This window comes from Mesobacillus jeotgali (genome assembly GCF_014856545.2).
In the GTDB taxonomy this organism is placed as follows: Bacteria; Bacillota; Bacilli; order Bacillales; family Cytobacillaceae; genus Mesobacillus.
Map to the genome: position 1 here is coordinate 4706757 of NZ_CP109811.1, position 21142 is coordinate 4727898.

The following is a 21142-nucleotide window of genomic DNA, read 5'->3' on the forward strand; positions in this document are numbered from 1 at the left end:
AGAGACGACCAATGGCAGTCACAATCAAAGATGTAGCGAAGGCAGCCGGTGTGTCACCATCTACCGTTTCCAGGGTGATTGCCGATCACCCTCATATCAATGAAGGAACGAAGAAGCGTGTACGGAAGGTGATGGAGAAACTGGGGTACCACCCGAACTTCCAAGCACGCAGCCTGGTGGTAAGGAGTACTGAGACAATCGGTATCGTTATGCCAAATTCGGCTACCCAGGCATTGCAAAATCCATTTTTTCCCGAGGTCATTAGGGGTATCAGCATGAAGGCCCATGAACATCAATTCGGGGTGTATTTAACGACTGGCATCACGGACGAGGAAATCTTCCAGCAGGTGGTATCGATGGTGCAGGGCCGCAGGGTTGACGGCATCATCCTATTGTATTCAAAGACGGATGACAAAATCATGAACTACTTGCTGGAGCGTAATTTTCCCTTTACTGTCATAGGCCGCCCCAGCAGGAACGCTGAGCGGATCACCTATGTCGACAATGACAATATTTATATTACCAAACAGGTTACTGACTACTTGATCAAGCTGGGGCATGAAAAAATTGCTTTCATCGGTTTCAATTTAGAGCATGTTTTTACAATCGACCGGCTGGAGGGTTATAAGCAAGCCCTGCACGAAGCTGGCATCCCATTTGACGAAAAATATATTATCCACGAGCAATGCTTAAAATCTGAAGGAAAAGAAGGCATCACCAGATTTCTTTCCTCACATGAGCCGCCTACTGCCCTGGTAGTGGCAGATGATTTTACCGCCATCGAGCTTATGAGTTATTCCGAGGAACTGAATATCAAGGTGCCGGAAGAAATCTCAATAGTAAGCTTCAATGATGTACCGCTCGCGGAACATATGAAGCCGCAACTGACTTCTGTTAATATTGACATCTTCCAGTTAGGTTTCGAAGCGGCTAACTGTTTAATAGAAATCATTAAAAATCCGGATGCACTGCCTAAGAGAGTGACAATCCCGGCGAAAATGATAGAGCGAAAATCATGCAGTCCAATTCATAAGTAGCTCTTGGACAGCACAAAATGACTAATGTAAAATAACGGAATACATCAGGATCAAACAAAGAAATGAGGGTTCAAATGAAACACAAATGGTGGAAAGAGGCTGTTGCCTATCAGGTATATCCGAGGAGCTTTATGGATTCAAATGGCGACGGCATCGGCGATTTGCAAGGAATGATTTCAAAGCTTGATTACTTAAAGGATTTAGGGATTGATGTGATCTGGATTTGCCCGATGTACAAGTCCCCTAATGACGATAATGGCTATGATATCAGTGATTACCAGGATATCATGGATGAATTCGGGACGATGGAAGACTTCGACCAGCTGCTAGCTGAGACGCATAAACGCGGCATGAAGCTGATTATCGATCTTGTTATCAACCATACGAGCGATGAGCACCAATGGTTCATCGAGTCCCGTGAATCCAAGGATAGCCCGAAGCGTGACTGGTATATCTGGCGCGACGGCAAGGATGGCGTTGAGCCGAACAACTGGGAAAGCATCTTCGGCGGCTCTGCCTGGGAGTATGATGAGAAGACAGACCAGTACTTCCTGCACATTTTCTCCCGCAAACAGCCTGATTTGAACTGGGAAAATAAAGAGGTCCGTACAGCATTATACGATATGATTAACTGGTGGCTCGATAAGGGAATCGACGGTTTCCGTGTCGACGCGATCAGTCACATCAAAAAAGAAGAAGGCTTTAAGGACATGCTTAATCCCGAAGGACTGCAGTATGTTTCTTCTTTTGACAAGCATATGAATGTTGACGGAATCCAGACATTCCTCGAGGAATTGAAGGAAGAAACATTCTCTAAATACGACATCATGACAGTCGGCGAGGCAAATGGCGTCAGCATCGAGGAAGCCGATCTTTGGGTCGGAGAGGAACAAGGCAAGTTCAATATGGTATTCCAGTTTGAGCACCTTGATCTTTGGGACTCTGAAAAGAAGGCACTCGACCTGGCAAAATTGAAGAAAACTTTTACCCGCTGGCAAAAAGGTCTTGAAGGCCACGGCTGGAATGCATTATTCATCGAAAACCATGATAAAGCGCGGATCGTTTCAACCTGGGGTGATGACAAGGAGTACTGGCGCGAAAGTGCGACAGCCCTCGCTGCTATGTACTTCCTGATGCAGGGTACGCCTTTCATCTATCAAGGCCAGGAAATCGGCATGACCAATGTCCAGTTCCCTTCAATCGAGGATTACGATGACGTCGCGATCAAGAACCTTTATAACATTCGCCGCGAAAACGGTGTGCCGCATGAAGAGATCATGGATTTCATCTGGGCCACAAGCCGCGACAATTCCCGGACGCCGATGCAATGGTCAGAAGCTGACAATGCCGGCTTCACAACAGGAAATCCTTGGCTTGGCATGAACCCAAATTACACAGAGATCAATGTCGAAGCCCAGCTTAAAGACCCGAACTCCATCCTTCATTTTTACAAAAAAATGATTGAAATGAAGAAGGCTAATGAAATTTTCACTTATGGCACATACGATTTGGTTCTTGAAGACCATGCACAAATCTATGCTTACACAAGAACATTGGACGGCAAGCAAGCCCTGGTCATCTCAAACATTTCCGGCGAGCCAGCAGATTTCGAATTCAATGGATTCCCGCTTGAATCAAGCAAATTGCTGCTGAACAACTACAAGGCTGAGGAACAGGAAGCTGCATTCACATTGAAGCCGTATGAAACTAGAGTATATTTGAAGTAATCTTTAAAGGGAGTGCCTGATATGACGGCACTCCCTTTTATTTTTCCACATCTTACCTAACAACAAAGGTCTGATAAAAAACCTCTTCCCCGTCCTGCACTTCTGTGTGTTCTTCAAATTCGATTCCATGCTGCTGGTAGATTTTATTCCAAAAACGGACTGCGGGCTTGTTCTCGACAAGCTGAGAGATGTAAAAGCTTCCTTTGTTCTGACTAAATATCTCAGCTACGGCTGCTTTTGCGACCCCTTTTCCGCGATATGGGTGGAGAATAAAGAAGTCATTGATCACTTTATCTACTTTTGACGTAAAGGGTGCTTCAAGAATCAAGACGAACCCTGCCAGTTTTCCGCCGGCGATAATGAAGTATGGAGTGACTCCTTCTTTTTCCCATACAAGCGAAAATGAATCAAACTCGAAGCGGCCAGAATCACTGATCTGCAATCCCTCTGTATAGGCGGATAAATCATGCAGGTAGAGTGAATATAAATTATGCAATACTTCCTTTTTATCTGAGTTGATTACTTTCAAATTTACTTTCATTCAATATACTCCCTATCTAAATGAGGTAATAGTCCTATTAAGAATTCACGCAAAATAGGAGGAATCCTGCTGAAAAAAATTGAATTTTACATGAGGGTGGCGGATTGACGTTTAGCTTGCTTGCTTTAGGAGAATATAACACAGGAAGGAATTGGGGAGAGAAAAGTATTGGCAAAACAGGGGTTATGCATTAAAATAATTTTTGGCTTATAAATATGTATTCTTAAGGGTGAAATCATTTTGGAAAAACCATTACGTAAAAGAAGATCTACCGGGGACTTTTTAGCATTTATCATCCCCTCATTAATAGGAATATTTTTCTTTATGTTACCAATCTCCTATAATGGAGAAATCACGATACCAATCGCCGTCTTATCCGGATGGCTCCAGGACTTGCTTGGCGGAACGCTGCCTGCGATCATGACTGTGATCATTGTCCTGACGTTAATCGGAACATTATTGATTAAAAGCGTTAGACCAGAAGTCCTTAATCGCAATCATTTTCTTAAATCTTTATTCGATGTTCCAACTGTCTGGCTCGTTGCCCGTATACTAGGAGCTATTTTTGCAGTTATGACTTTGTTTCAATTAGGACCGGAAGCAGTTTGGTCAGCTAACACAGGCGGACTGCTGCTCAATGACCTTTTGCCAATCCTTTTCTCTGTGTTTCTTTTTGCAGGATTGTTCCTGCCTTTACTGCTGAACTTCGGTTTGCTTGAATTGTTCGGCACCTTGATGGCTAAAATCATGCGCCCAATTTTCACTTTGCCTGGCCGTTCTTCCATCGATACTCTAACGTCATGGCTCGGCGATGGCACAATCGGGGTCCTCCTGACAAGCAAGCAATATGAAGAAGGCTATTATACTAGAAGAGAAGCAGCTGTCATCGGAACAACATTCTCTGTTGTCTCAATCACTTTCAGCCTGGTCGTCATTTCCCAGGTAGGGCTTGCTAAAATGTTTGTACCATTCTATTTGACTGTAACACTGGCTGGTGTGGTTGCAGCCGTCATCCTTCCGCGAATCCCGCCTCTTTCCAGGAAGCCGGATACGTACTATGTGGAGCAGAACAACGACTATTCTGAGGAGAATATCCCAGATGGCTATACACCTTTCTCCTGGGGTATGGCACAGGCTGTTGAAAAAGCCAGCAGCAATAAAAGCTTCAAGGATTTCCTGCTTGCCGGTGTACGCAATATCCTTGATATGTGGATGGGTGTTGCGCCAATCGTCATGGCTCTTGGAACACTGGCGCTGATTGTCGCTGAATACACGCCAGTATTTCAATGGCTTGGAATGCCGTTCATACCGCTGCTTGAGCTGATGCAGGTACCTGAGGCGAAGGCAGCATCAGAAACATTGATCGTCGGCTTTGCGGACATGTTCCTTCCTTCCGTTATCGGTGCTGATATCGCGAGCCCGATGACAAGGTTCATTATTGCGTCGGTTTCCGTTACACAACTGATCTATATGTCTGAGGTTGGCGGACTGCTGCTTGGATCGAAAATTCCTGTCAGCTTTGGGGAATTGTTCATCATTTTCCTTCAGCGTACGCTAGTGACATTGCCAATCATCGTATTGGTTGCGCATATTATTTTTTAAGATAACGGTAAAGTGGAGCCCCTGATTTTCAGGGGCTCCATTTGTTTTTTCTAGCACTGGAATGACCGGATCTGTCTCAAATCCATGCCGTAGTAAACCCATCCGCGGCGGCGGCTCCATCTCCATCCGGCAATGGAATTGCGGCCGAGGAAGATTGGGTAGAACCAGAAGCTTCTGCCATCGATCAGCCAGATATACGTAAAGCGATACATGCATCTCCTGATTCCGCCTGGGTCGACTGCGAAGGCTGTCATCTGTTCTTGAGGGACATAGGCTGGCGGTGGTGTTGTCGGCGGCCCTCCTGCCTGGCCTCCGCCTGGTGCACCGCCGGGACCTCCAGGGAATCCGCCAAACGTCCTCAAGTCTTCTTGCTGGTAAAAGCCATTATTAAAGCCATAATCATCCTCAAATTGCTGATTCTGCGCATATGGGTTGAAGTTATTATAGTACAAACTCATATCCCCTCTCTAAAAGTCTTCCTTGTAATGTATGCAATACGCCCAATTCGGTGCTAATTGGCACTCAGGCTTTCCATTTCTTTTTGAATCTGGCCGGTGATTTTATCTACCTTTGAAAAATCCATGGCTTCGATGTAGATGGCCTCCAATTGGTCACGCAGTTCTTTTGCCTGGGCCAGTGAGGCGATCGCTTCACTCATCTTCGCTTTATACCTTCCGCCGACATCCTTAATCTCCGCCTCATATTTTTCATCCGTACCAGGAGTAATTAATTCTGTATACATATCAATGATTTCATCTGTCTCTCTTTCCGGAAAATATTCATGCGGAGCGGTGCTGTCAAAAATCGCGAAGTCTAACTCGCGGACAATAACCATATCCAGGCTGTGCGGATCAAATCCGCAATGATAGACTTCAACATCATAACCGCGTGACTGTGCCTCGGCTGCCAGCTTTTTCAGCATGGTCGACTTTCCAGAGCCTGGCCGTCCTTTGATGAAGTATCTTTTACCCACTGTTTCAGTCAGGTTCGGAACGAAGTCGACTGCGCCAGCCGGAGTGGCAGCACCGAGGAATCGGTCGTACACCCGGCCGCTTCCTTCTGAAGATGTACTGTCTCCAAAGAATTGATTCATCAATCTGTTTGTCAGCTCATTCGCCTTATCGAAGTCCATGTTCTCAATGTAGATTTTTTCCCATTCGTCATGAATTCTCAGTGCTTCGGCAAAAAGACTGTAAGCAGAATTAAATGCCTCACTGATTTCCCCACTAAGCTGCTGAATTTTCTCCTTATGTTCCTGAAGCTTGGCGGAATTCCACGCTTCACCCAGATTGATGTACTCCTCTACCGCTCCAGGAGCTTTCGGTTCGATAACATGAGGAGCCGTCCCGTCAACGATTCCGGCATTCAATTCAGGAATCAGCACACCATCGATTGATTTATTGTCTGATGAACAATACAGGAATTGAACATCATAGCCTTTTTCAAGCCATTCATTGCCGATCTTTTTCATGAGCGAGGATTTTCCTGTTCCTGGTCCGCCCTTCAATATGAATAGCCGGGACAAGCCCTGCAAGCTGGAATCATATAAGCTGTAAAATCCGCGGGCCGTGTTGCCGCCGGCAAAATAGTTCAGGATTTTTCCTGACATTTAATCGCACTCCCTCCAACCGTTCGTATAAACGGCAATTTTTCGCTTCCTCCTTACTATATGCAGGGAATTTGTTCTGGGTGATTGCCCAGATCACACTCCAAATTTGTCTATTTTGAAAACTATTTCCCGGGCAAGTGATGTTCTTCACATCCCATCACAGTGCTTTCACAAATCATTCACTATAAACACAAAGAAGTGTGCAGTAGGTCACACTTCTGTTTTTTTCAAAAAGTTAGGATGTAAGTGTGAAAGGTTCCTTTCGAAGTCACGTCTGAATTTATCCTGCATTATTGTCATCATGTTTGCGAAAAGAACCTTGGAAAACAAATCAAGGGGGGAAAAAAGTGAATAAACCTATTATCCATTTCATCATCAGTGCTCTTCTTGGACTCGGAATTGGTTATATAGCCTTCGATGTCATTCCCGGAAACGACGGCCAGGAAAAAGAAGTAACGGCTGTCAATGAGTCTTCAAAACCTGAAGAACCGGCCAAGGAAGAAAAAGAGTCGACTGAAACTACTTCCACTTCAGCTGGCGAGGAGAACATCCTTCAAGCGAAAGGCTGCCTTGGATGCCACTCTGTAGAAGCCTTAAACCTTACAGGCGGAGCAACCGGACCAGATCTTTCCGGTGCCTTCACCAATGTCGAGGGCAAGCACGGCAAAGCGATCGATGAATTCCTTAAAGAACCTACTTCAGCAGTCATGTCCGGCGTAATCGGCGGCAACCCGCTGACGGAGGAAGAAATAAATCAAGTAGTTGAAATTCTGAAGGAAGCTTCAGAAAAATAAACCAAAGGTGGTGCAGTGTTAATGAAAAAATGGGTTCCCGCAGCTTCCGGGCTGCTTGCCGGCTTCATGGCGGCAACTGTATTCTTTGCTGATTTTTCAACAGGACCTAAAGGAACGGCAAGCAATGACACCGCAAACAAGTCAAATGCTGAAAAGGTCTATGTTCCTTATGGCGAGCTAGACGAGTACTACATGCTTTCATCAGGCGGCCATTCAGGCCAGCTATTTGTATACGGACTACCTTCCATGAGGAAGATCCGTACTGTACCAGTATTCACGCCGGATCCGCCACTGGATATGGATTTGACACAAAAACAAAGGAAATGCTTGGCGGCTATACTTGGGGCGATTTCCACCACCCGGCCATTTCTGAGACAGATGGTGAATATGATGGCAAATTCGTGTTTGCAAATGATGTCGCCAACAACCGCATTGGGGTAGTCGATTTAAGCACATTCCACACAGCCGATATCATGGAATTGCCAAATATGGGCGGACCGCACGCAGGTACATTCGTTACTCAGAATACAGAATATATCATCATGCCTACCCGCTTCTCGGTTCCGATTGGAAAAGAATACGCTCCATTGGATGAGTTTGAAGAGAAGTATAAAGGCGTCGTTTCAATGGTCACTTTCGACCAGGAAAAAAAGAAGCTCGACATGGCTTACCAAATCATGCTCCCGCCATGGTCCTATGACCTTTCCGACGCTGGCAAGAAGATGTCTGGCGACTGGATTGTCATGACAACTTACAACACAGAATTCGCAACAACGAACAACGAAATCAACGCATCACAAAATGACCGTGACTACATCGTCCTGCTGAACTGGAAAGAGCTTGAGAAGAAAGTGTCAGCTGGTGAGTATGAAGAAGTCAATGGCGCGAAAATGATCGACCCTCGCAAACACAAGGGTTCAATTTACGCAGTACCAGTTGCAAAATCACCGCACGGCGTTGACGTCACTCCGGACGGAACACGCTTCATCGCGTCTGGTAAGCTGGCACCGTTGATGACTGTGTTCTCATTCGAAAAAGCGTTTGAAGCCATCAAGTCTGGCGATTTTGAAACGGAAAAGTTCGGTATTCCAATTTTGCCTTATGACAAGGTTGTAGAGCGTGAAGTGGATCCTCCAGGAGCATTGGGACCTCTTCACACTCAATTTGATGACAAAGGCCATGCATACAATACAATGTTCATTTCTTCTGAAATCGTTAAGTGGAAAATCGACACTGGTGAAATTGTTGACCGTACTCCTGTCCACTACTCACCAGGGCACTCAACAGCAACGGAGGGTGACACTGCATCTCCGGATGGCAAATGGATTGTATCTCTGAACAAAATCGCGAAGGACAATTTCCTTTCAGTTGGACCGTCACACCCTGAATCCATGGAACTGATCGATATTTCCGGCGACAAAATGTCCCTGACTTACACGGCTCCGGTCGATCCTGAACCGCACTACGCGCAGACGATCCACCGTGACAAGATTAAGACAATCAAGATTTACGAGAAAGATGAAAACCGCGAGCACTCCGTTTGGAAACAGGAAGACACAAGGATCGAGCGCAAGGGCAATGAAGTCCATGTATATGGTATCGCCATGCGTTCCAAATTTGTCTTTGACGCAAAAGCAGAGCGTCCAGATGAAATCAAGGTTAAGCAGGGCGACAAGGTGGTTATCCACTTAACAAACATTGACCTTGACCAGGATATCACCCACGGCTTCGGCATTATGGACCACGACCTGAACTACGAAGTCCAGCCAGGCCAAACAAGCACAATTGAATTTACCGCTGAAAAAGCTGGTACATTCCCAATTTACTGCACAAACTTCTGTTCAGCACTCCACCAGGAAATGAGCGGCTACCTGTTAGTTGAACCAAAGTAACCTGGCAGAGGCTGAATATGGAAAAGGGTATTGAGTTTTCAGCCGATACCCTTTCTCCCTTTTTAAAAAGTTTTAAGTCTAGAAATTTAGCAGCTCAGAATGACGCTTGCAGATTTCTTTTAGGAGATGATTCAGATGGCAAAGAAATTATCTGCTGGTTCTATGGCTAGTCTTATCGGGGCTGCAGCATTGATTTTTGCCTCTATCAAATTCCCCTGGTGGGGGATGAAGTTTTACGCACCGCAATATATGGAAGGGCTCGATATCATTGTTTATCCGACTAAGCTTGACGGAGACATCGATATTGTTAACGGCTTGAATCACTACATTGGCATGGCGCCCTTCAGCAATGAAAGCTTTCCTGAGCTGCAATATCTGCCTGGCCTGATCATGGGGCTTGCGGCAATCATTATCATAGTCGCTTTATTAAGAAGAAAAAGCCTTCTATATGTACCGGTCGGACTGCTTGTAGTCGGAGGTGCCCTTGGCATTTACGATATGAAGCGCTGGCTCAAGAAATTTGGTACAGAGCTTGACCCTAAGGCACCAATCGAGCTTGAACCATTTGTTCCGCCGATTATTGGAGAGAACATCCTTGCGAACTTCGTCACACACAGTTATTTCACAACAGGATCCTTCCTGCTTGGAGCAGCCTTCCTGCTTACTCTTCTGCCATTCTGGCTGGAGCGTCGCAAATGAACAGGCTATTGATTTTATTTGTTGGGATAGGCGTCTGGATTTTATCCACCCTGCCTGTCTCGGCAGATGCCTCCCTGCAGCAGTTGATTGATGAAACTCCAATAAACGGTGAACTGATTTTAGAGAATAAGCAATACGATGGCAATATCGAGATTACGAAACCAATTACGATTATCGGCAAAAATGACACAACGATCCGCGGCGACGGAAAAGGAAATGTTGTCCTGATCAAAGCCTCCAATGTCACGTTAAAGAACTTAAAGATTGAACACGGCAGCCTGAACAGGAGCTCCGACGAGGAATATTCGGGGATCCGCACGATGGGAGAGCATAATCAGTTTATTAATCTAGTTATCCACGATGTTTACCATGGCCTCTATATTAATAGTTCAAAACACACTCTTGTAAAAAATGTAGAAGTCACCGGGCAAGGCACAGGAAAGCTAGGCAGCCAGGGAAATGGCATCCAGCTTGTGCGCACGTCCAATAACATTATTGAAGATTCCACTATTTCCAAAACACGCGACGGCATCTATGTCGAATACGCCGATAAAAATGAAATCCGCAATAACTATGTAAGTGAAACACGCTACGGCCTGCACTATATGTACTCAAACGATAATACTTTTTACAAAAACCGTTTCAATAAAAACACGGGCGGTGCAGCAATCATGCACTCCCAGAACATCGTGTTGAAGGAAAACCAATTTTCTTTTAACCAGGGATCCCGTTCATTCGGGCTCATCATCCAGACCAGCACCAGCAACACCATCCTGGATAATGAATTTTACCTGAACCAGCGCGGCATTTACCTGGAGCAGTCCACGCAGAACAGGATTGAGGGAAACAAGTTTTTCCACAATGACATCGGTGTGGAGCTATGGACCACGTCCACTTCCCAGGTATTTACGAAAAATTATTTCGAGCAAAACATTGCCAATGTCCTGACGATTGGCGCTGAATCTTATAATCAATGGAATCTAAACGGGATGGGCAACTACTGGGGCACAGAGCTCTCGGTCCTCGACCTGGACCAGAACCAGATTGGCGACTCTCCTGTTGAATATAGATCATCCCTTTACAAACTAGTAGAGGATAATGAACTGGCTTACTTATTTTTAAAAAGCCCGGCCATCAAAATCTATGAAAAAATCAATGAAGTCTTAAGCACCCAGAAAGTGATGGTCGTCGATGAATCCCCGCTGATTGAGCAGGAAAAGGAATCCGCCCCATGGATGCTGCTTTTCATTCCGACAATCGCGATTGCGGGATGGATTTTTACCAAAAAGAGAAGGAGTCGTTTATCATGAACTACATTTGGAAGGAATGGCTTGAACAGTCACGCGGGAAAGGCCTCTGGCTCGGCCTGGTCATGGTCATGCTGACTTCCATCTTCCTGTTGATGGAAGCACGCTCATATCCAGATGAACTCGGATTTGACGCCTTTCTTCTCTCGCTATATGACATGAATATATACCTTGTCCCAATCTTCGCTCTCTTCATTTCCTCGTTCTCGATTTTCCAGGAAAAAGAGCTGAAGACATCGATGATCCTGCTGACGAAAAAAGAATCAAACCGCAGCCTGTTGCTAAAGAAATCCATCGCAATCCAGGCGGTCGTCATCGGCGTCTTTGTCGGCTGGTACTTTGTTCTCGCCATCGCGATGAAATGGTTTCTGCAATTCCAATTAACCAGCTTCATTTATTTCCTCATAACAGTTGTTGTACTGCTGCTGATTTTCAACCAGCTCGGGCTGTTTTTGGGAAACATGGCCAATACAAAGATGCAGTTGATCGGCGCCACCATTTTTACATGGTTCCTGTTCGTCTTCCTGATCGACCTGGCTTTCATTCAGTACGTACCTTCTGTATCCTATGAAAATGTCAAACTGTTCTCGTGGCTCTACTTCCTGGACCCATTGCACACATTGCGCTTTTTCCTGGAGACATCTCTTGGATTATTCTCGCTGAACAATATGTCACGACTGATGGAAAAAATGATCTGGATGGCCCCGTGGAAGTTTCTCTTGATTGACCTGGCCTTCTGGATGATCCTTTTCTTCGAGCTCTCGATCCTGTTCCGCAGCAAGGGGGAAAAATCATGATTGAAATCAAGAATCTCTCACAATCCTATAAAAACAAGCAAGTCTTGAAAGATATCAGTTTAACGATTGAGAAAAATGAATACTGTGCACTTGTTGGAAGGAACGGTGCCGGGAAGTCGACACTGATCCGGTCCATTCTCGGTTTGCAGCCGGTAAAAAAAGGCTCGATTATGCTGGGAGGATTTCCAAATTCGAAAGGAGACTGGAAAAAAATTGTTTCCTATCTCCCCGAAAAATTCCACCTCTATCCTCATCTGACTGGCGAAGAGAATATGCGCTTTTTCGCATCGCTCGGAAGCGGTGAAATTGATGAAAAGAAGATCGAGGAAAAGCTGAAGATGGTTTCTTTATGGGAGGACCGGCATAACCAGGTGAAGGGCTATTCCAAAGGAATGCTCCAGCGCCTAGGGCTCTGTGTCATGCTTTATTACGATACAGATGTCTTGATCCTCGATGAGCCGACAAGCGGCCTGGATCCACTTGGGCGCGAGGAAATCCTGCAAATACTGAAATCCCTGTCCGGAAAGACGATATTTATGGCATCGCATCATATGGATGAAATCAAGCAAATCTGTAGCCATGTCGCTTTCCTGGAAGATGGCAAAATGACAAAATACACCGTTGATGAATTCCTGAATGAACACTTAAAAGGAGCGGATTACAAATGAAAAAATTACTTCCAGTCTTTATGTTCCTAATGTTGTTTCTTGCAGGCTGCAGCTCAGGTTCAGATTTTGAAATTAATTTAAAGGAAGCCCCTAAATATAAGGCTGGCGAAAGCTATCCTGTCGTCATTGAGGTTTTGCAGGATGGAGAGCCCGCTGCCAAACTGGATTTCGTTGCCTATCTTGAAATGGCCAAAATGGACCATGGGACCATTGAGCTTGATTTTGAGGATAAAGGAAATGGTGTTTATGAATCCAGTGTTGAATTGCCGATGGCCGGAGAATGGATTGCCAATATCGAAGGAGAAGGCGATGGCTCTGCTTTTGAACATGTGATTACATTCGAAGTGGAAAAGGAATGATCAGGCATGAAACTTAAGACACTACTGATGTTCGTGCTGCTTGTTGCCGGTTTGATTCTTGGAGGCTGCCAGCAGGAGAAACAAGACGCTGTGGCTGATGTTAGTTCAAGTGAGCAAAAACAAGAATCTGTGGCTGGGGTCAGCCCAAGTGAGCAGAACGCAGAGGAATCCTCGAAGGACGGTTTTCGGGCAGATGATAAAGTAGTCACCATTAATGGCAAGGTGCTTTCGTATGAGGACCTGCAATTTTACCAGCTGATGAACAAGGTCGATATCGAACTGAACCGCGCTGCAGATGAAAAGAACCTTGAAGGTGAAGAGCTGAAGGAAAAACTCGCCTACTGGGATGAACAGCTAAAGTATCATGATAATTTTAACGTGAATCTATCAAAAATGATGGAGCAGCATACCATGTATCTGCTTGCCAGGGAAAAAGGATTGGACGCAGAAGCTGATTTGGTGGGCAAGACAGTCAAAGAATTCCAAGCCAAAGTCGCACAGAACGAAGCCGCATCACAGCTTGTCTCTGACTTCCCTTCAGATGCGTACCAGAACCGGCTGAACAACTACTTCACCGAAAAGCTGCTCACACTGCAGATTTACGACACCTTAAAAGCCGATGTCTTAAAAGAGAAGCCTGATGCTTCCGAAAAAGAAGTCGCCTATGACACAGCCAAAAACTATGAAGGCCTGTATCAATCGCAAATCGCCAGTTTGGAGATCAAAATCAACGCAGCTGATCGTAGATAGTTCAGTAAAATGGAAAACAGCCTGTGCTCATAGCTAAGGCTGTTTTTGGATTGGAGAGATAGACCTTCTCACAAATATTTTGCTATTCTTCAAGAAGCTGTCTGACTTATAGTGACAGCTTTTCGGCTCTCGCACCCAAACCTGTCACGATTCTGGAGTTTTCTTGACAACTTTTCGGCTTTCACATCCAAACCTGTCACGATTCCCGCATTTTCTTGACAACTTTTCGGCTTTCACACCCCAAACCTGTCACGATTCCGAGGTTTTCTTGACAACTTTTCGGCTCTCACACCCAAACCTGTCGGAACCGTCACCTGATCCGGCATGGTTAACCTTTTTTCACCGTAACCAGGTCGGCATACTTCCCTTCAGTCGCCTGGATCAGTTGCTCGGGCGCCAATTCGACCTGGAAGCCGATCTTCCCTGCACTGACGATGATGGAATCCAACTCCTGGGCGCTTTCATCCAAGAACGTAGGATAGTTTTTCTTCATGCCGATTGGAGAACAGCCGCCGCGGATATAGCCGGTGAATTTCTGAATGTCCTTGACCGGGAGCATTTCCACTTTCTTTTCGCCTGCTTCCTTCGCTGCCTTTTTCAGATCGAGCTCGGCTTCGACAGGGATGACGAAGACGTATAAACCCTTGCTTGCCCCCACTGCCACAAGCGTCTTGTAGACCTGTGAAGCTTCGCGACCAATTTTCCCGGCCACAGCAACACCGTCAATCTTGCCATCCTTCGAGTCATAAGTCAGAATCTCATACGGCACCTTCTGCGTGTCGAGAATCCGCATTGCATTCGTTTTGACCTTAGCCATCCTGGTTCCTCCTTGATTGAAGGTATTTAGGATAATTTTACCTTAGAGAAGGTGACCGATTCAATCACGTTCTCTTCAGGCTTAGCTCTGAAGTCCGGAGTTTTCCAGATTCCTATTCACATTAACCGCCTTCCTGCCAACGGAAACATACGTTAAACCAGCTGACTCCGCCTCGGCCAGGTCATAGCAGTTCCTTCCGTCAAAAATAACCGGCTCACGCATGAATAGTGGGAAACGCTCTAAATCATATTGGGCGATTTGCGGCCACTCGGTCATGATGAAGACCACATCAGCCCCTTTAATTGCACCATCCACTGTCTCTGCATAGTAAAGCCTGCTGCCAAAAAGGTCTGCGACATTGCCGTAAGCAACCGGGTCATAGACAGAGATGTCAGCCTGAGCTTCCAGCAGACGGACAATCAGCTCAACCGCTGGCGCCTCGCGAATGTCATCAGTATGCGGCTTGAACGCGAGGCCAAGAACAGCCACCCTTTTTCCCTGAAGATTTCCAAGCAGTTCGCAGGCTTTATAAAACAGCTGCTGCTTTTGCCTGCTGTTCACCTCGATTACGGACCGGAGGATTTTAAAATCATAATTATAGTAATCTGTCAGCTTTTCAAGTGCCTTTGTATCCTTTGGGAAGCATGAACCGCCATAGCCAATCCCCGCTTTTAAAAATTGGCTGCCGATCCGTTCGTCCATGCCCATTCCTTTTGCGACATCTTCAATATTTGCGCCTGTGTGCTCACAAAGGTTGGCCACCTCATTGATGAAACTGATCTTTGTAGCGAGAAATGCATTGGAAGCATACTTAATGAGCTCTGCACTGCGGATATCTGTCTGCAAAATAGGCCGTCCAAAAGGTTTATATAAGCCAGAGACCGCACGGCCCGCCTCATGATCGTCTGACCCGACGACAATCCGGTCTGCATGGAATGTATCAAGAATCCCCGAGCCTTCACGCAGGAACTCAGGGTTTGAAACGACTTTCACCTGGATCTTGTCCGGAATGTTCTCTTGAAGCTTCTTATAAACCCTCTCATTTGTCCCTACCGGCACGGTGCTTTTAATGACTATGACTGCATCTCTGTTTAAATTCAAGCCAATTTGATCAACCGCTGCCTCCAGGTATTCAAGGTTCGCCGACCCGTCCTCATTTCCAGGCGTCCCGACAGCGATAAAAAGGTAATCCTTATTCTTATAGGCCAATTTCGCATCGAATGTAAAACGAATGCGGCCTTCTTTTAGATTCCTTTTGAGCATCTCTTCAAGGCCAGGCTCATAAATTGGGCATCTCCCTTCAGAAAGGGCAGCAATTTTACTTTCATCTATATCAAAACAAGTTACACTGTATCCTATTTCAGCAAAACAAACTCCGGTGACAAGGCCAACATAGCCTGTCCCGACAACTGTGATTTCCATATTGGCCCTCCATTCTGTTGCTCTTATTTTATCACGTTGCGGTTCCTTCCTTCTTCAATTCGCTCTATTTGGCAAAAACTTGTTCATCCGGATTATTAACGGGTAAAGGAAAAATAGCATGATTTTCACTAAACAAGGAAAAATTAGTTATTATGAAGAATTTTAAGGAGGATTGTTGATGAACGATTATACTTCAAAGCTGCCACGTTTTCCTGAACCCTACTGGCGAAAAACCGCCGAGCTGCCAACATCTCCAAAGCTGCAGGAGGATTTGAAGGTCGATGTCGCTGTCATTGGCGGCGGGATTACCGGATTGACCTCTGCCTATTTGCTTGCCAAGGCTGGGGTCAAGGTTGCCGTCATTGAAGCTGGCTCTATATTGAACGGCACCACCGGCCATACAACCGCTAAAGTGACCGCCCAACATGGTGTCATTTATGATGAGCTGATCAGCCATCATGGGGAGGAAAAGGCACGTCTTTATTACCAGGCCAACTATGATGCGATGCAATTTGTCAAAAACATTGTAAAAGAGCAGCAAATCGACTGTGATTTATCTGTTGAGGATGCCTACATCTATACGAATTCCGAAAAGGAAATGGAGAAGCTGTTAAAAGAGTTCAAGGCATATGAAAAGCTTGGTGTAGACGGCAGTGAGTATGTATCTGAGGTTCCACTGCCTGTGGAAGCAAAAGCAGGAATTGTGATGCGCAGCCAGGCGCAGTTCCATCCGCTTAAGTTTTTAAAGCATCTTGTTGAACGTTTTACAGAAATGGGAGGCCAACTCTTCGAGAATACAACTGCTGTGGATATGGAGGAAGGCTCTGAGCCTGTCGTTACAACCCGCGATGGCCATAAGGTGCGCTGCAAGCAAATGATCGTCAGCACGCATTATCCTTTCTATGATTTAAAAGGGTTCTATTTTTCAAGAATGACTCCCGAAAGATCCTATGTGCTTGCGGTAAAAACCGAGAAGGAATTTCCGGGCGGAATGTTCATCAATGCCGAGCAGCCTACCCGCTCGCTCCGTTATACTGATTGGAACGGTGAAAAAATCGTCTTGTTTGGCGGTGACAGCCATAAAGTCGGCCATAAAACGAATACGCACCAATACTATGAAGCACTCGAGGCATTCGCCCAGCAGACATTTGGCGTAAAGGAAATCCCGTTCAGATGGTCTGCGCAGGATCCTGTTCCTTTCGATAAGATTCCATTTGTCGGCCAGTACTCAACAGCGACAGACAATATCTATGTAGCAACCGGCTATCGCAAGTGGGGAATGTCCAATGGCATCAATGCCGCCATCATGTTAAGCGACCAGATCCTGAAGAAGGATAACCCTTATAAAGAGGTATTTGATCCGCAGCGTTTCAAGGCAGATCCTGAACTGCGCAAAATCATTTCAACTAATGCACACATTGCGAAAACCCTTGTGAAAGGAAAGCTGGAACGCCCATCAACCCAGGCGACATCACTTGAAAATGATGAGGGCGCATCCGTGACAGTAAACGGGAAGCGCGCCGGCGCCTATCGCGATGAAAACGGCCAGCTGCACGTCGTCGATACAACATGTACCCATATGGGCTGCGAGCTCGAGTGGAATAACGGCGAACGTACATGGGATTGCCCATGCCATGGCTCCAGATTCTCCTATAAAGGAGATGTCCTTGAAGGTCCAGCCGAACTGCCGCTGAAAAAAGTTGATTTTGAATAAACGAAGCCGCCACTCATATTTGAGTGGCGGCTTTCATTATGCCCAAAATGAATTTATTGAGTTGTTTACAACTGGGATTATCTTGCTCCCAACATGGAATATATCGCCCTCCCAACCGAGATTACTTCGTTATAGACCCAGCTAAACAGGAAATAAGCACAACACTAATCACTATCCCTTATCCGCTAAAAGTGTCTTATGAATCCAAATGCTTGCCTGCATGCCGTCTCCCATTGCAATCGTTGTCTGTTCCGAATGAGCGACTACGTCACCTGCAGCCCAGACGTTCTCGACGTTGGTCATTTTGGTCCGCGGATCCACTAATACATGCTTGTTTTTATGAAGTTCGACTCCGAGCTGTTGTGCGAGCTGCGATTTCACTTCATTGCCGCCAAAGGCCATGAAGCCGCGTTCTGAAGTCAGCTCCTCACCGTTTGCAAGCGCAACTCCCCTGAAGTCAGGACCGTCCGCCAGCACTTTTTCAATCGGCCCTTCCACATACTTAATGCCTTTTTCCTTCAATGCTGCCATTTTTTTCTCATCCACTTCTTTGTTTTCGTGATTTACATAGGTTAGTTTATCCGTGAAATAATTCAGGGTCAGTGCCATATTCGCACCAGGATTACCCGACCCCATCACGATAGTGGACTTGTCCTTCACTTCATGGCCGTCGCAATCCGGACAAATATACACACTGATTCCAAGCGTCGGCATCAGCTCAGGAAATGGGGGAATCCGATCCATGACGCCAGTAGCCAACAGCATAGTCTTCGCCTTGTATGTGTCGCCGCTCTCTGCCTTGACTTCGAATCCATTCTCCATCTTTTCGGCACTTTCAGCCTTGCCAATCACGAATTCCACACCATATTGCTCAGCCTGCTTGCGGCCGATTTCTCTTAAATGCGGTCCACTTACTCCATCCGGATAGCCAAGGATATTATGATAGCTCTGGCATATCGCCGACCGGCCATCACCTGCATCCAGAACCATGACATTATGATCATATCTTCCAAGCTGAATCGCCGCCTGGAGCCCGGCAATCCCGCCTCCAACTATTAGGCAATCATACATACCGATCCACCGCCTTCTTAAAAAGTATCATAATAGCATGTTTCCCTTTTTAACGGGGGTGTAATCCGGTTTATTTCTACTTGAAAATCTACAACTAATTTTCTCAATTTTCCTATAAACACTTGTTTTGTCGAACGCCCCTAAATTACTACTTTAGCACTATGAAATCAGGTATAATGAAAACGAGGTGGATAATAATGACAAATACTATCGCGAAAAAATCAAGATTACTGCTTTATGTAGTTTTAGCCTCTTTGATTCTATCAACAAATTTCATTCTGTACCGTACATCGATGTTCGGCCCAGTACCCGAGGGTGCTGTTATCGGTTCCCTGCTGGACCTGTTGATCATTTTGCCTCTCCTGACGTACTTCATGGTCATTCGCAAAAGATATTCGCTGAAATATATGGGGATTGTCATCTTAGCGGGCTTTGCTGCCGCCTACTTCATTGTCCCTCAGCAGCATCTATCAGATTACCCCTTCCTTCCCTATCTCTTGCTGGTTTCGGAAGGCGCATTCCTGTTGTTTGAGCTCTATATAGCCTACACCGCCATCACAAGGCTGCCAAAATTGCTTAAAGAGTATAAGACCCTGGCCAGCAAGAATTCGTTCTTTCTTTTCAACATACGGAAAGCTGTAGAAAAAAGCCTGCCAGATCATAATGCGGCCAAAATCCTTGTCACCGAGTTTTCTATGTTTCATTACGCTCTGTTCTCTTGGAAAAAGAAAGTTCAGATTGATCATGGCATTGCTTTTACCTATCATAAAAAAACAAGTGTGAATGCTGTCTATATCATGATCATCCATGCCATCGCGATCGAATCGGTAGGGCTGCATTACTTCCTGCACAGCTGGAATCCAGTTGTTTCCTATATCCTGCTGTTCCTGAACATATACGGCATTCTGTTCATGCTGGCCGAGCTTCAGGCCACACGCCTGACCCCATACCTGCTGACAACGGACCATTTGTTATTGCAGACAGGTTTTTCAAGTTCGATGCACCTGCCTTTAAGCAATATCAAGGTAATCAAACATTATGAAGGGCCGGAAAAATTCAGCAAGAAAGAGCAAAAAGGACTTTTTGATGCCAGAGTGCCAGATTTGATCCAGGAAAAGCCGATGTTTGAAATCTTGCTGCATGAGCCGCAGGATGTTCATCTCATCTATGGATTGAAGCGAAAAGTGGACCGAATCGTCTTGAATGTCGACGACTCAGATGTTTTTTACCATGAATTACAGCGGTCACTCCCTGAGTGATCGCTTTTTTATTGCTACATTTCCCAAGCAATATTAATAATCTGCAGATAAAGACGATAATCTCTCAAAAAAGAGCAATAATCTCTTAGTTAAAATCAATATTCTCTCGGTGAAACATGTTATTCTCCCCATGTATGCCTGTAATCTCTCACTCAGGTGATATATTCTCTCATTTATCCAAAAAAGTAAAAACCCAGCCGCACAAAAGCGACTGGGTTCCAATACTCTATTAGCCATTATATACTTCAACGATTTTTTCCAACGAAAGCTCAGCCGTGCTCGCATAGACGATATCGGCATTTTCGAAGCTTTCCTTTGGACCGACAGCAACAGCGAACATTCCGGCTGATTTGATCGCCTTTACCCCTGCTGCGGCATCCTCGACACCGATACATGCTTCTGGCTCAACACCAAGCATTTCTGCAGCGCGAAGGAATACTTCAGGATGCGGCTTGCCGTTCACGACTGTTTTCGCGTCAACAATGATATCAAACTCGGATTTCATTCCAAGCGACTCCATCACGGTGAACGCATTTTTGCTTGCTGACGCAAGGCCCAGCTTAAGACCTTTTGCCTTGATATCCGAGATCAATACCTTGATAGCCGGCAGCAGGTCCTCAGGAGTGATATTCTGGATCAAAGTCAGGTAATGCTCATTCTTCTTCTCAGCTAGTGATTCTTTTTCCTGAGCTGAAAAATCCCCGGAACGGCCGCCAAGCTCAAGAATTTTTTCGAGGGAATCCATCCGGGATACACCCTTCAGCTCCTCGTTATCTTCGCGGGTAAAAGTTATGCCCAAATCCTCAGCCAGCGCCTTCCACGCTAAAAAGTGGTATTCCGCAGTATCCGTAATGACCCCATCAAGGTCGAAAATGAAAGCTTTTAGTAGTCTAGTCATGATCAAACTCCTTTCACGATTCTTTCTCATCTTCACGATACACATTTTTGCGGTGATTTTTAGACATTTTGATTCCATTAACACTCTAAAATGTCCATTAAAACCTGTTTCTTAGACATTTTGATTCCATTAACAATCCTAGATGTCTATTAAAACCGCCATATGGTGCCGCACGGTCT

The 21142-nt window shown here is 45.6% G+C and carries 19 protein-coding genes and 1 pseudogene; 13 read left to right on the forward strand and 7 right to left on the reverse strand.

Annotated features, from left to right (window positions below):
- The first annotated feature begins 11 nt into the window (after window positions 1–11).
- Both FOF60_RS23750 and FOF60_RS23755 read left to right on the forward strand, forming a co-directional pair.
- Window positions 12–1037: a LacI family DNA-binding transcriptional regulator gene (locus tag FOF60_RS23750; RefSeq protein WP_192471970.1), complete on the forward strand. Its 1026-nt coding sequence runs from the start codon at window positions 12–14 to the stop codon at window positions 1035–1037.
- Window positions 1038–1111: 74 nt separating this feature from the next.
- A complete protein-coding gene (locus tag FOF60_RS23755; RefSeq protein WP_192471971.1) occupies window positions 1112–2764 on the forward strand; it encodes a glycoside hydrolase family 13 protein in 1653 nt (550 codons plus the stop codon).
- Window positions 2765–2816: 52 nt separating this feature from the next.
- Here FOF60_RS23755 and FOF60_RS23760 read toward each other — a convergent pair whose 3' ends face one another.
- The gene (locus tag FOF60_RS23760; RefSeq protein ID WP_192471972.1) at window positions 2817–3305 is read right to left on the reverse strand and encodes a GNAT family N-acetyltransferase; all 489 of its coding nucleotides are present in this window, start codon (window positions 3303–3305) and stop codon (window positions 2817–2819) included.
- 234 nt (window positions 3306–3539) lie between these two features.
- Here FOF60_RS23760 and FOF60_RS23765 point away from each other — a divergent pair, with 234 nt between their 5' ends.
- Window positions 3540–4907 (forward strand): YjiH family protein, encoded by a 1368-nt coding sequence (locus tag FOF60_RS23765; protein WP_413632913.1) that lies wholly within the window; start codon window positions 3540–3542, stop codon window positions 4905–4907.
- Window positions 4908–4957: 50 nt separating this feature from the next.
- Here the strand turns inward: FOF60_RS23765 and FOF60_RS23770 are convergent, their stop codons facing one another.
- Both FOF60_RS23770 and FOF60_RS23775 read right to left on the reverse strand, forming a co-directional pair.
- Complete coding sequence (locus FOF60_RS23770) at window positions 4958–5365, reverse strand: hypothetical protein (RefSeq protein WP_192471974.1); 408 nt, start codon at window positions 5363–5365, stop codon at window positions 4958–4960.
- A gap of 53 nt (window positions 5366–5418) precedes the next feature.
- A complete protein-coding gene (locus tag FOF60_RS23775) occupies window positions 5419–6516 on the reverse strand; it encodes a PRK06851 family protein (RefSeq protein ID WP_192471975.1) in 1098 nt (365 codons plus the stop codon).
- 347 nt (window positions 6517–6863) lie between these two features.
- Between FOF60_RS23775 and FOF60_RS23780 the strand changes: the two genes are divergently transcribed.
- The 8 genes and pseudogenes from FOF60_RS23780 to FOF60_RS23815 all read left to right on the forward strand — a co-directional run bounded on the left by FOF60_RS23780 (window position 6864) and on the right by FOF60_RS23815 (window position 13782).
- Window positions 6864–7310 carry a c-type cytochrome gene (locus FOF60_RS23780; RefSeq protein WP_192471976.1) on the forward strand — a complete coding sequence of 149 codons (447 nt, stop codon included), beginning with the start codon at window positions 6864–6866 and terminating at the stop codon, window positions 7308–7310.
- A gap of 21 nt (window positions 7311–7331) precedes the next feature.
- Window positions 7332–9202: pseudogene (gene nosZ, locus FOF60_RS23785) on the forward strand (Sec-dependent nitrous-oxide reductase).
- 135 nt (window positions 9203–9337) lie between these two features.
- Window positions 9338–9901, forward strand: coding sequence for a hypothetical protein (locus FOF60_RS23790; protein WP_192471977.1), 564 nt, complete (start codon window positions 9338–9340; stop codon window positions 9899–9901).
- Window positions 9898–11211, forward strand: a complete 1314-nt coding sequence (nosD, locus tag FOF60_RS23795; protein WP_192471978.1) for a nitrous oxide reductase family maturation protein NosD — start codon at window positions 9898–9900, stop codon at window positions 11209–11211. The genes FOF60_RS23790 and nosD overlap by 4 nt, the downstream gene beginning before the upstream one ends.
- On the forward strand, window positions 11208–12005 hold the full coding sequence (locus tag FOF60_RS23800; protein WP_192471979.1) for an ABC transporter permease: 798 nt from the start codon (window positions 11208–11210) through the stop codon (window positions 12003–12005). The genes nosD and FOF60_RS23800 overlap by 4 nt, the downstream gene beginning before the upstream one ends.
- A complete protein-coding gene (locus FOF60_RS23805) occupies window positions 12002–12673 on the forward strand; it encodes an ABC transporter ATP-binding protein (RefSeq protein WP_192471980.1) in 672 nt (223 codons plus the stop codon). The genes FOF60_RS23800 and FOF60_RS23805 overlap by 4 nt, the downstream gene beginning before the upstream one ends.
- Window positions 12670–13032: a FixH family protein gene (locus FOF60_RS23810; protein ID WP_192471981.1), complete on the forward strand. Its 363-nt coding sequence runs from the start codon at window positions 12670–12672 to the stop codon at window positions 13030–13032. The genes FOF60_RS23805 and FOF60_RS23810 overlap by 4 nt, the downstream gene beginning before the upstream one ends.
- 6 nt (window positions 13033–13038) lie before the next feature.
- Window positions 13039–13782, forward strand: coding sequence for a hypothetical protein (locus FOF60_RS23815; protein WP_192471982.1), 744 nt, complete (start codon window positions 13039–13041; stop codon window positions 13780–13782).
- 328 nt (window positions 13783–14110) lie between these two features.
- On the opposite strand, the gene ybaK is transcribed toward FOF60_RS23815, so the two are convergent.
- Together ybaK and FOF60_RS23825 are read right to left on the reverse strand one after the other, a co-directional pair.
- A complete protein-coding gene (ybaK, locus tag FOF60_RS23820; protein ID WP_192471983.1) occupies window positions 14111–14599 on the reverse strand; it encodes a Cys-tRNA(Pro) deacylase in 489 nt (162 codons plus the stop codon).
- An 81-nt stretch (window positions 14600–14680) separates the two neighbouring features.
- Window positions 14681–16021: a UDP-glucose dehydrogenase family protein gene (locus FOF60_RS23825; RefSeq protein WP_192471984.1), complete on the reverse strand. Its 1341-nt coding sequence runs from the start codon at window positions 16019–16021 to the stop codon at window positions 14681–14683.
- Window positions 16022–16199: 178 nt separating this feature from the next.
- Here FOF60_RS23825 and FOF60_RS23830 point away from each other — a divergent pair, with 178 nt between their 5' ends.
- A complete protein-coding gene (locus FOF60_RS23830; RefSeq protein ID WP_192471985.1) occupies window positions 16200–17735 on the forward strand; it encodes an FAD-dependent oxidoreductase in 1536 nt (511 codons plus the stop codon).
- Between the two features lie 171 nt (window positions 17736–17906).
- Here the strand turns inward: FOF60_RS23830 and FOF60_RS23835 are convergent, their stop codons facing one another.
- Window positions 17907–18806, reverse strand: a complete 900-nt coding sequence (locus FOF60_RS23835) for an NAD(P)/FAD-dependent oxidoreductase (RefSeq protein ID WP_192471986.1) — start codon at window positions 18804–18806, stop codon at window positions 17907–17909.
- A gap of 197 nt (window positions 18807–19003) precedes the next feature.
- Here FOF60_RS23835 and FOF60_RS23840 point away from each other — a divergent pair, with 197 nt between their 5' ends.
- The gene (locus tag FOF60_RS23840) at window positions 19004–20065 is read left to right on the forward strand and encodes a hypothetical protein (protein WP_192471987.1); all 1062 of its coding nucleotides are present in this window, start codon (window positions 19004–19006) and stop codon (window positions 20063–20065) included.
- Window positions 20066–20294: 229 nt separating this feature from the next.
- Here FOF60_RS23840 and pgmB read toward each other — a convergent pair whose 3' ends face one another.
- Entirely contained in the window at window positions 20295–20963 is a 669-nt protein-coding gene (gene pgmB, locus FOF60_RS23845) for a beta-phosphoglucomutase (RefSeq protein WP_192471988.1), read from the reverse strand.
- Window positions 20964–21142 lie beyond the last annotated feature (179 nt).

Coding starts and splice junctions, on each gene's coding strand:
- FOF60_RS23750 (WP_192471970.1), top strand. CDS start 12: ATGGCAGTCACAATCAAAGATGTAGCGAAGGCAGCCGGTGTGTCACCA.
- FOF60_RS23755 (WP_192471971.1), top strand. CDS start 1,112: ATGAAACACAAATGGTGGAAAGAGGCTGTTGCCTATCAGGTATATCCG.
- FOF60_RS23760 (WP_192471972.1), bottom strand. CDS start 3,305: ATGAAAGTAAATTTGAAAGTAATCAACTCAGATAAAAAGGAAGTATTG.
- FOF60_RS23770 (WP_192471974.1), bottom strand. CDS start 5,365: ATGAGTTTGTACTATAATAACTTCAACCCATATGCGCAGAATCAGCAA.
- FOF60_RS23775 (WP_192471975.1), bottom strand. CDS start 6,516: ATGTCAGGAAAAATCCTGAACTATTTTGCCGGCGGCAACACGGCCCGC.
- FOF60_RS23790 (WP_192471977.1), top strand. CDS start 9,338: ATGGCAAAGAAATTATCTGCTGGTTCTATGGCTAGTCTTATCGGGGCT.
- nosD (WP_192471978.1), top strand. CDS start 9,898: ATGAACAGGCTATTGATTTTATTTGTTGGGATAGGCGTCTGGATTTTA.
- FOF60_RS23800 (WP_192471979.1), top strand. CDS start 11,208: ATGAACTACATTTGGAAGGAATGGCTTGAACAGTCACGCGGGAAAGGC.
- FOF60_RS23805 (WP_192471980.1), top strand. CDS start 12,002: ATGATTGAAATCAAGAATCTCTCACAATCCTATAAAAACAAGCAAGTC.
- FOF60_RS23810 (WP_192471981.1), top strand. CDS start 12,670: ATGAAAAAATTACTTCCAGTCTTTATGTTCCTAATGTTGTTTCTTGCA.
- FOF60_RS23815 (WP_192471982.1), top strand. CDS start 13,039: ATGAAACTTAAGACACTACTGATGTTCGTGCTGCTTGTTGCCGGTTTG.
- ybaK (WP_192471983.1), bottom strand. CDS start 14,599: ATGGCTAAGGTCAAAACGAATGCAATGCGGATTCTCGACACGCAGAAG.
- FOF60_RS23825 (WP_192471984.1), bottom strand. CDS start 16,021: ATGGAAATCACAGTTGTCGGGACAGGCTATGTTGGCCTTGTCACCGGA.
- FOF60_RS23830 (WP_192471985.1), top strand. CDS start 16,200: ATGAACGATTATACTTCAAAGCTGCCACGTTTTCCTGAACCCTACTGG.
- FOF60_RS23835 (WP_192471986.1), bottom strand. CDS start 18,806: ATGTATGATTGCCTAATAGTTGGAGGCGGGATTGCCGGGCTCCAGGCG.
- FOF60_RS23840 (WP_192471987.1), top strand. CDS start 19,004: ATGACAAATACTATCGCGAAAAAATCAAGATTACTGCTTTATGTAGTT.
- pgmB (WP_192471988.1), bottom strand. CDS start 20,963: ATGACTAGACTACTAAAAGCTTTCATTTTCGACCTTGATGGGGTCATT.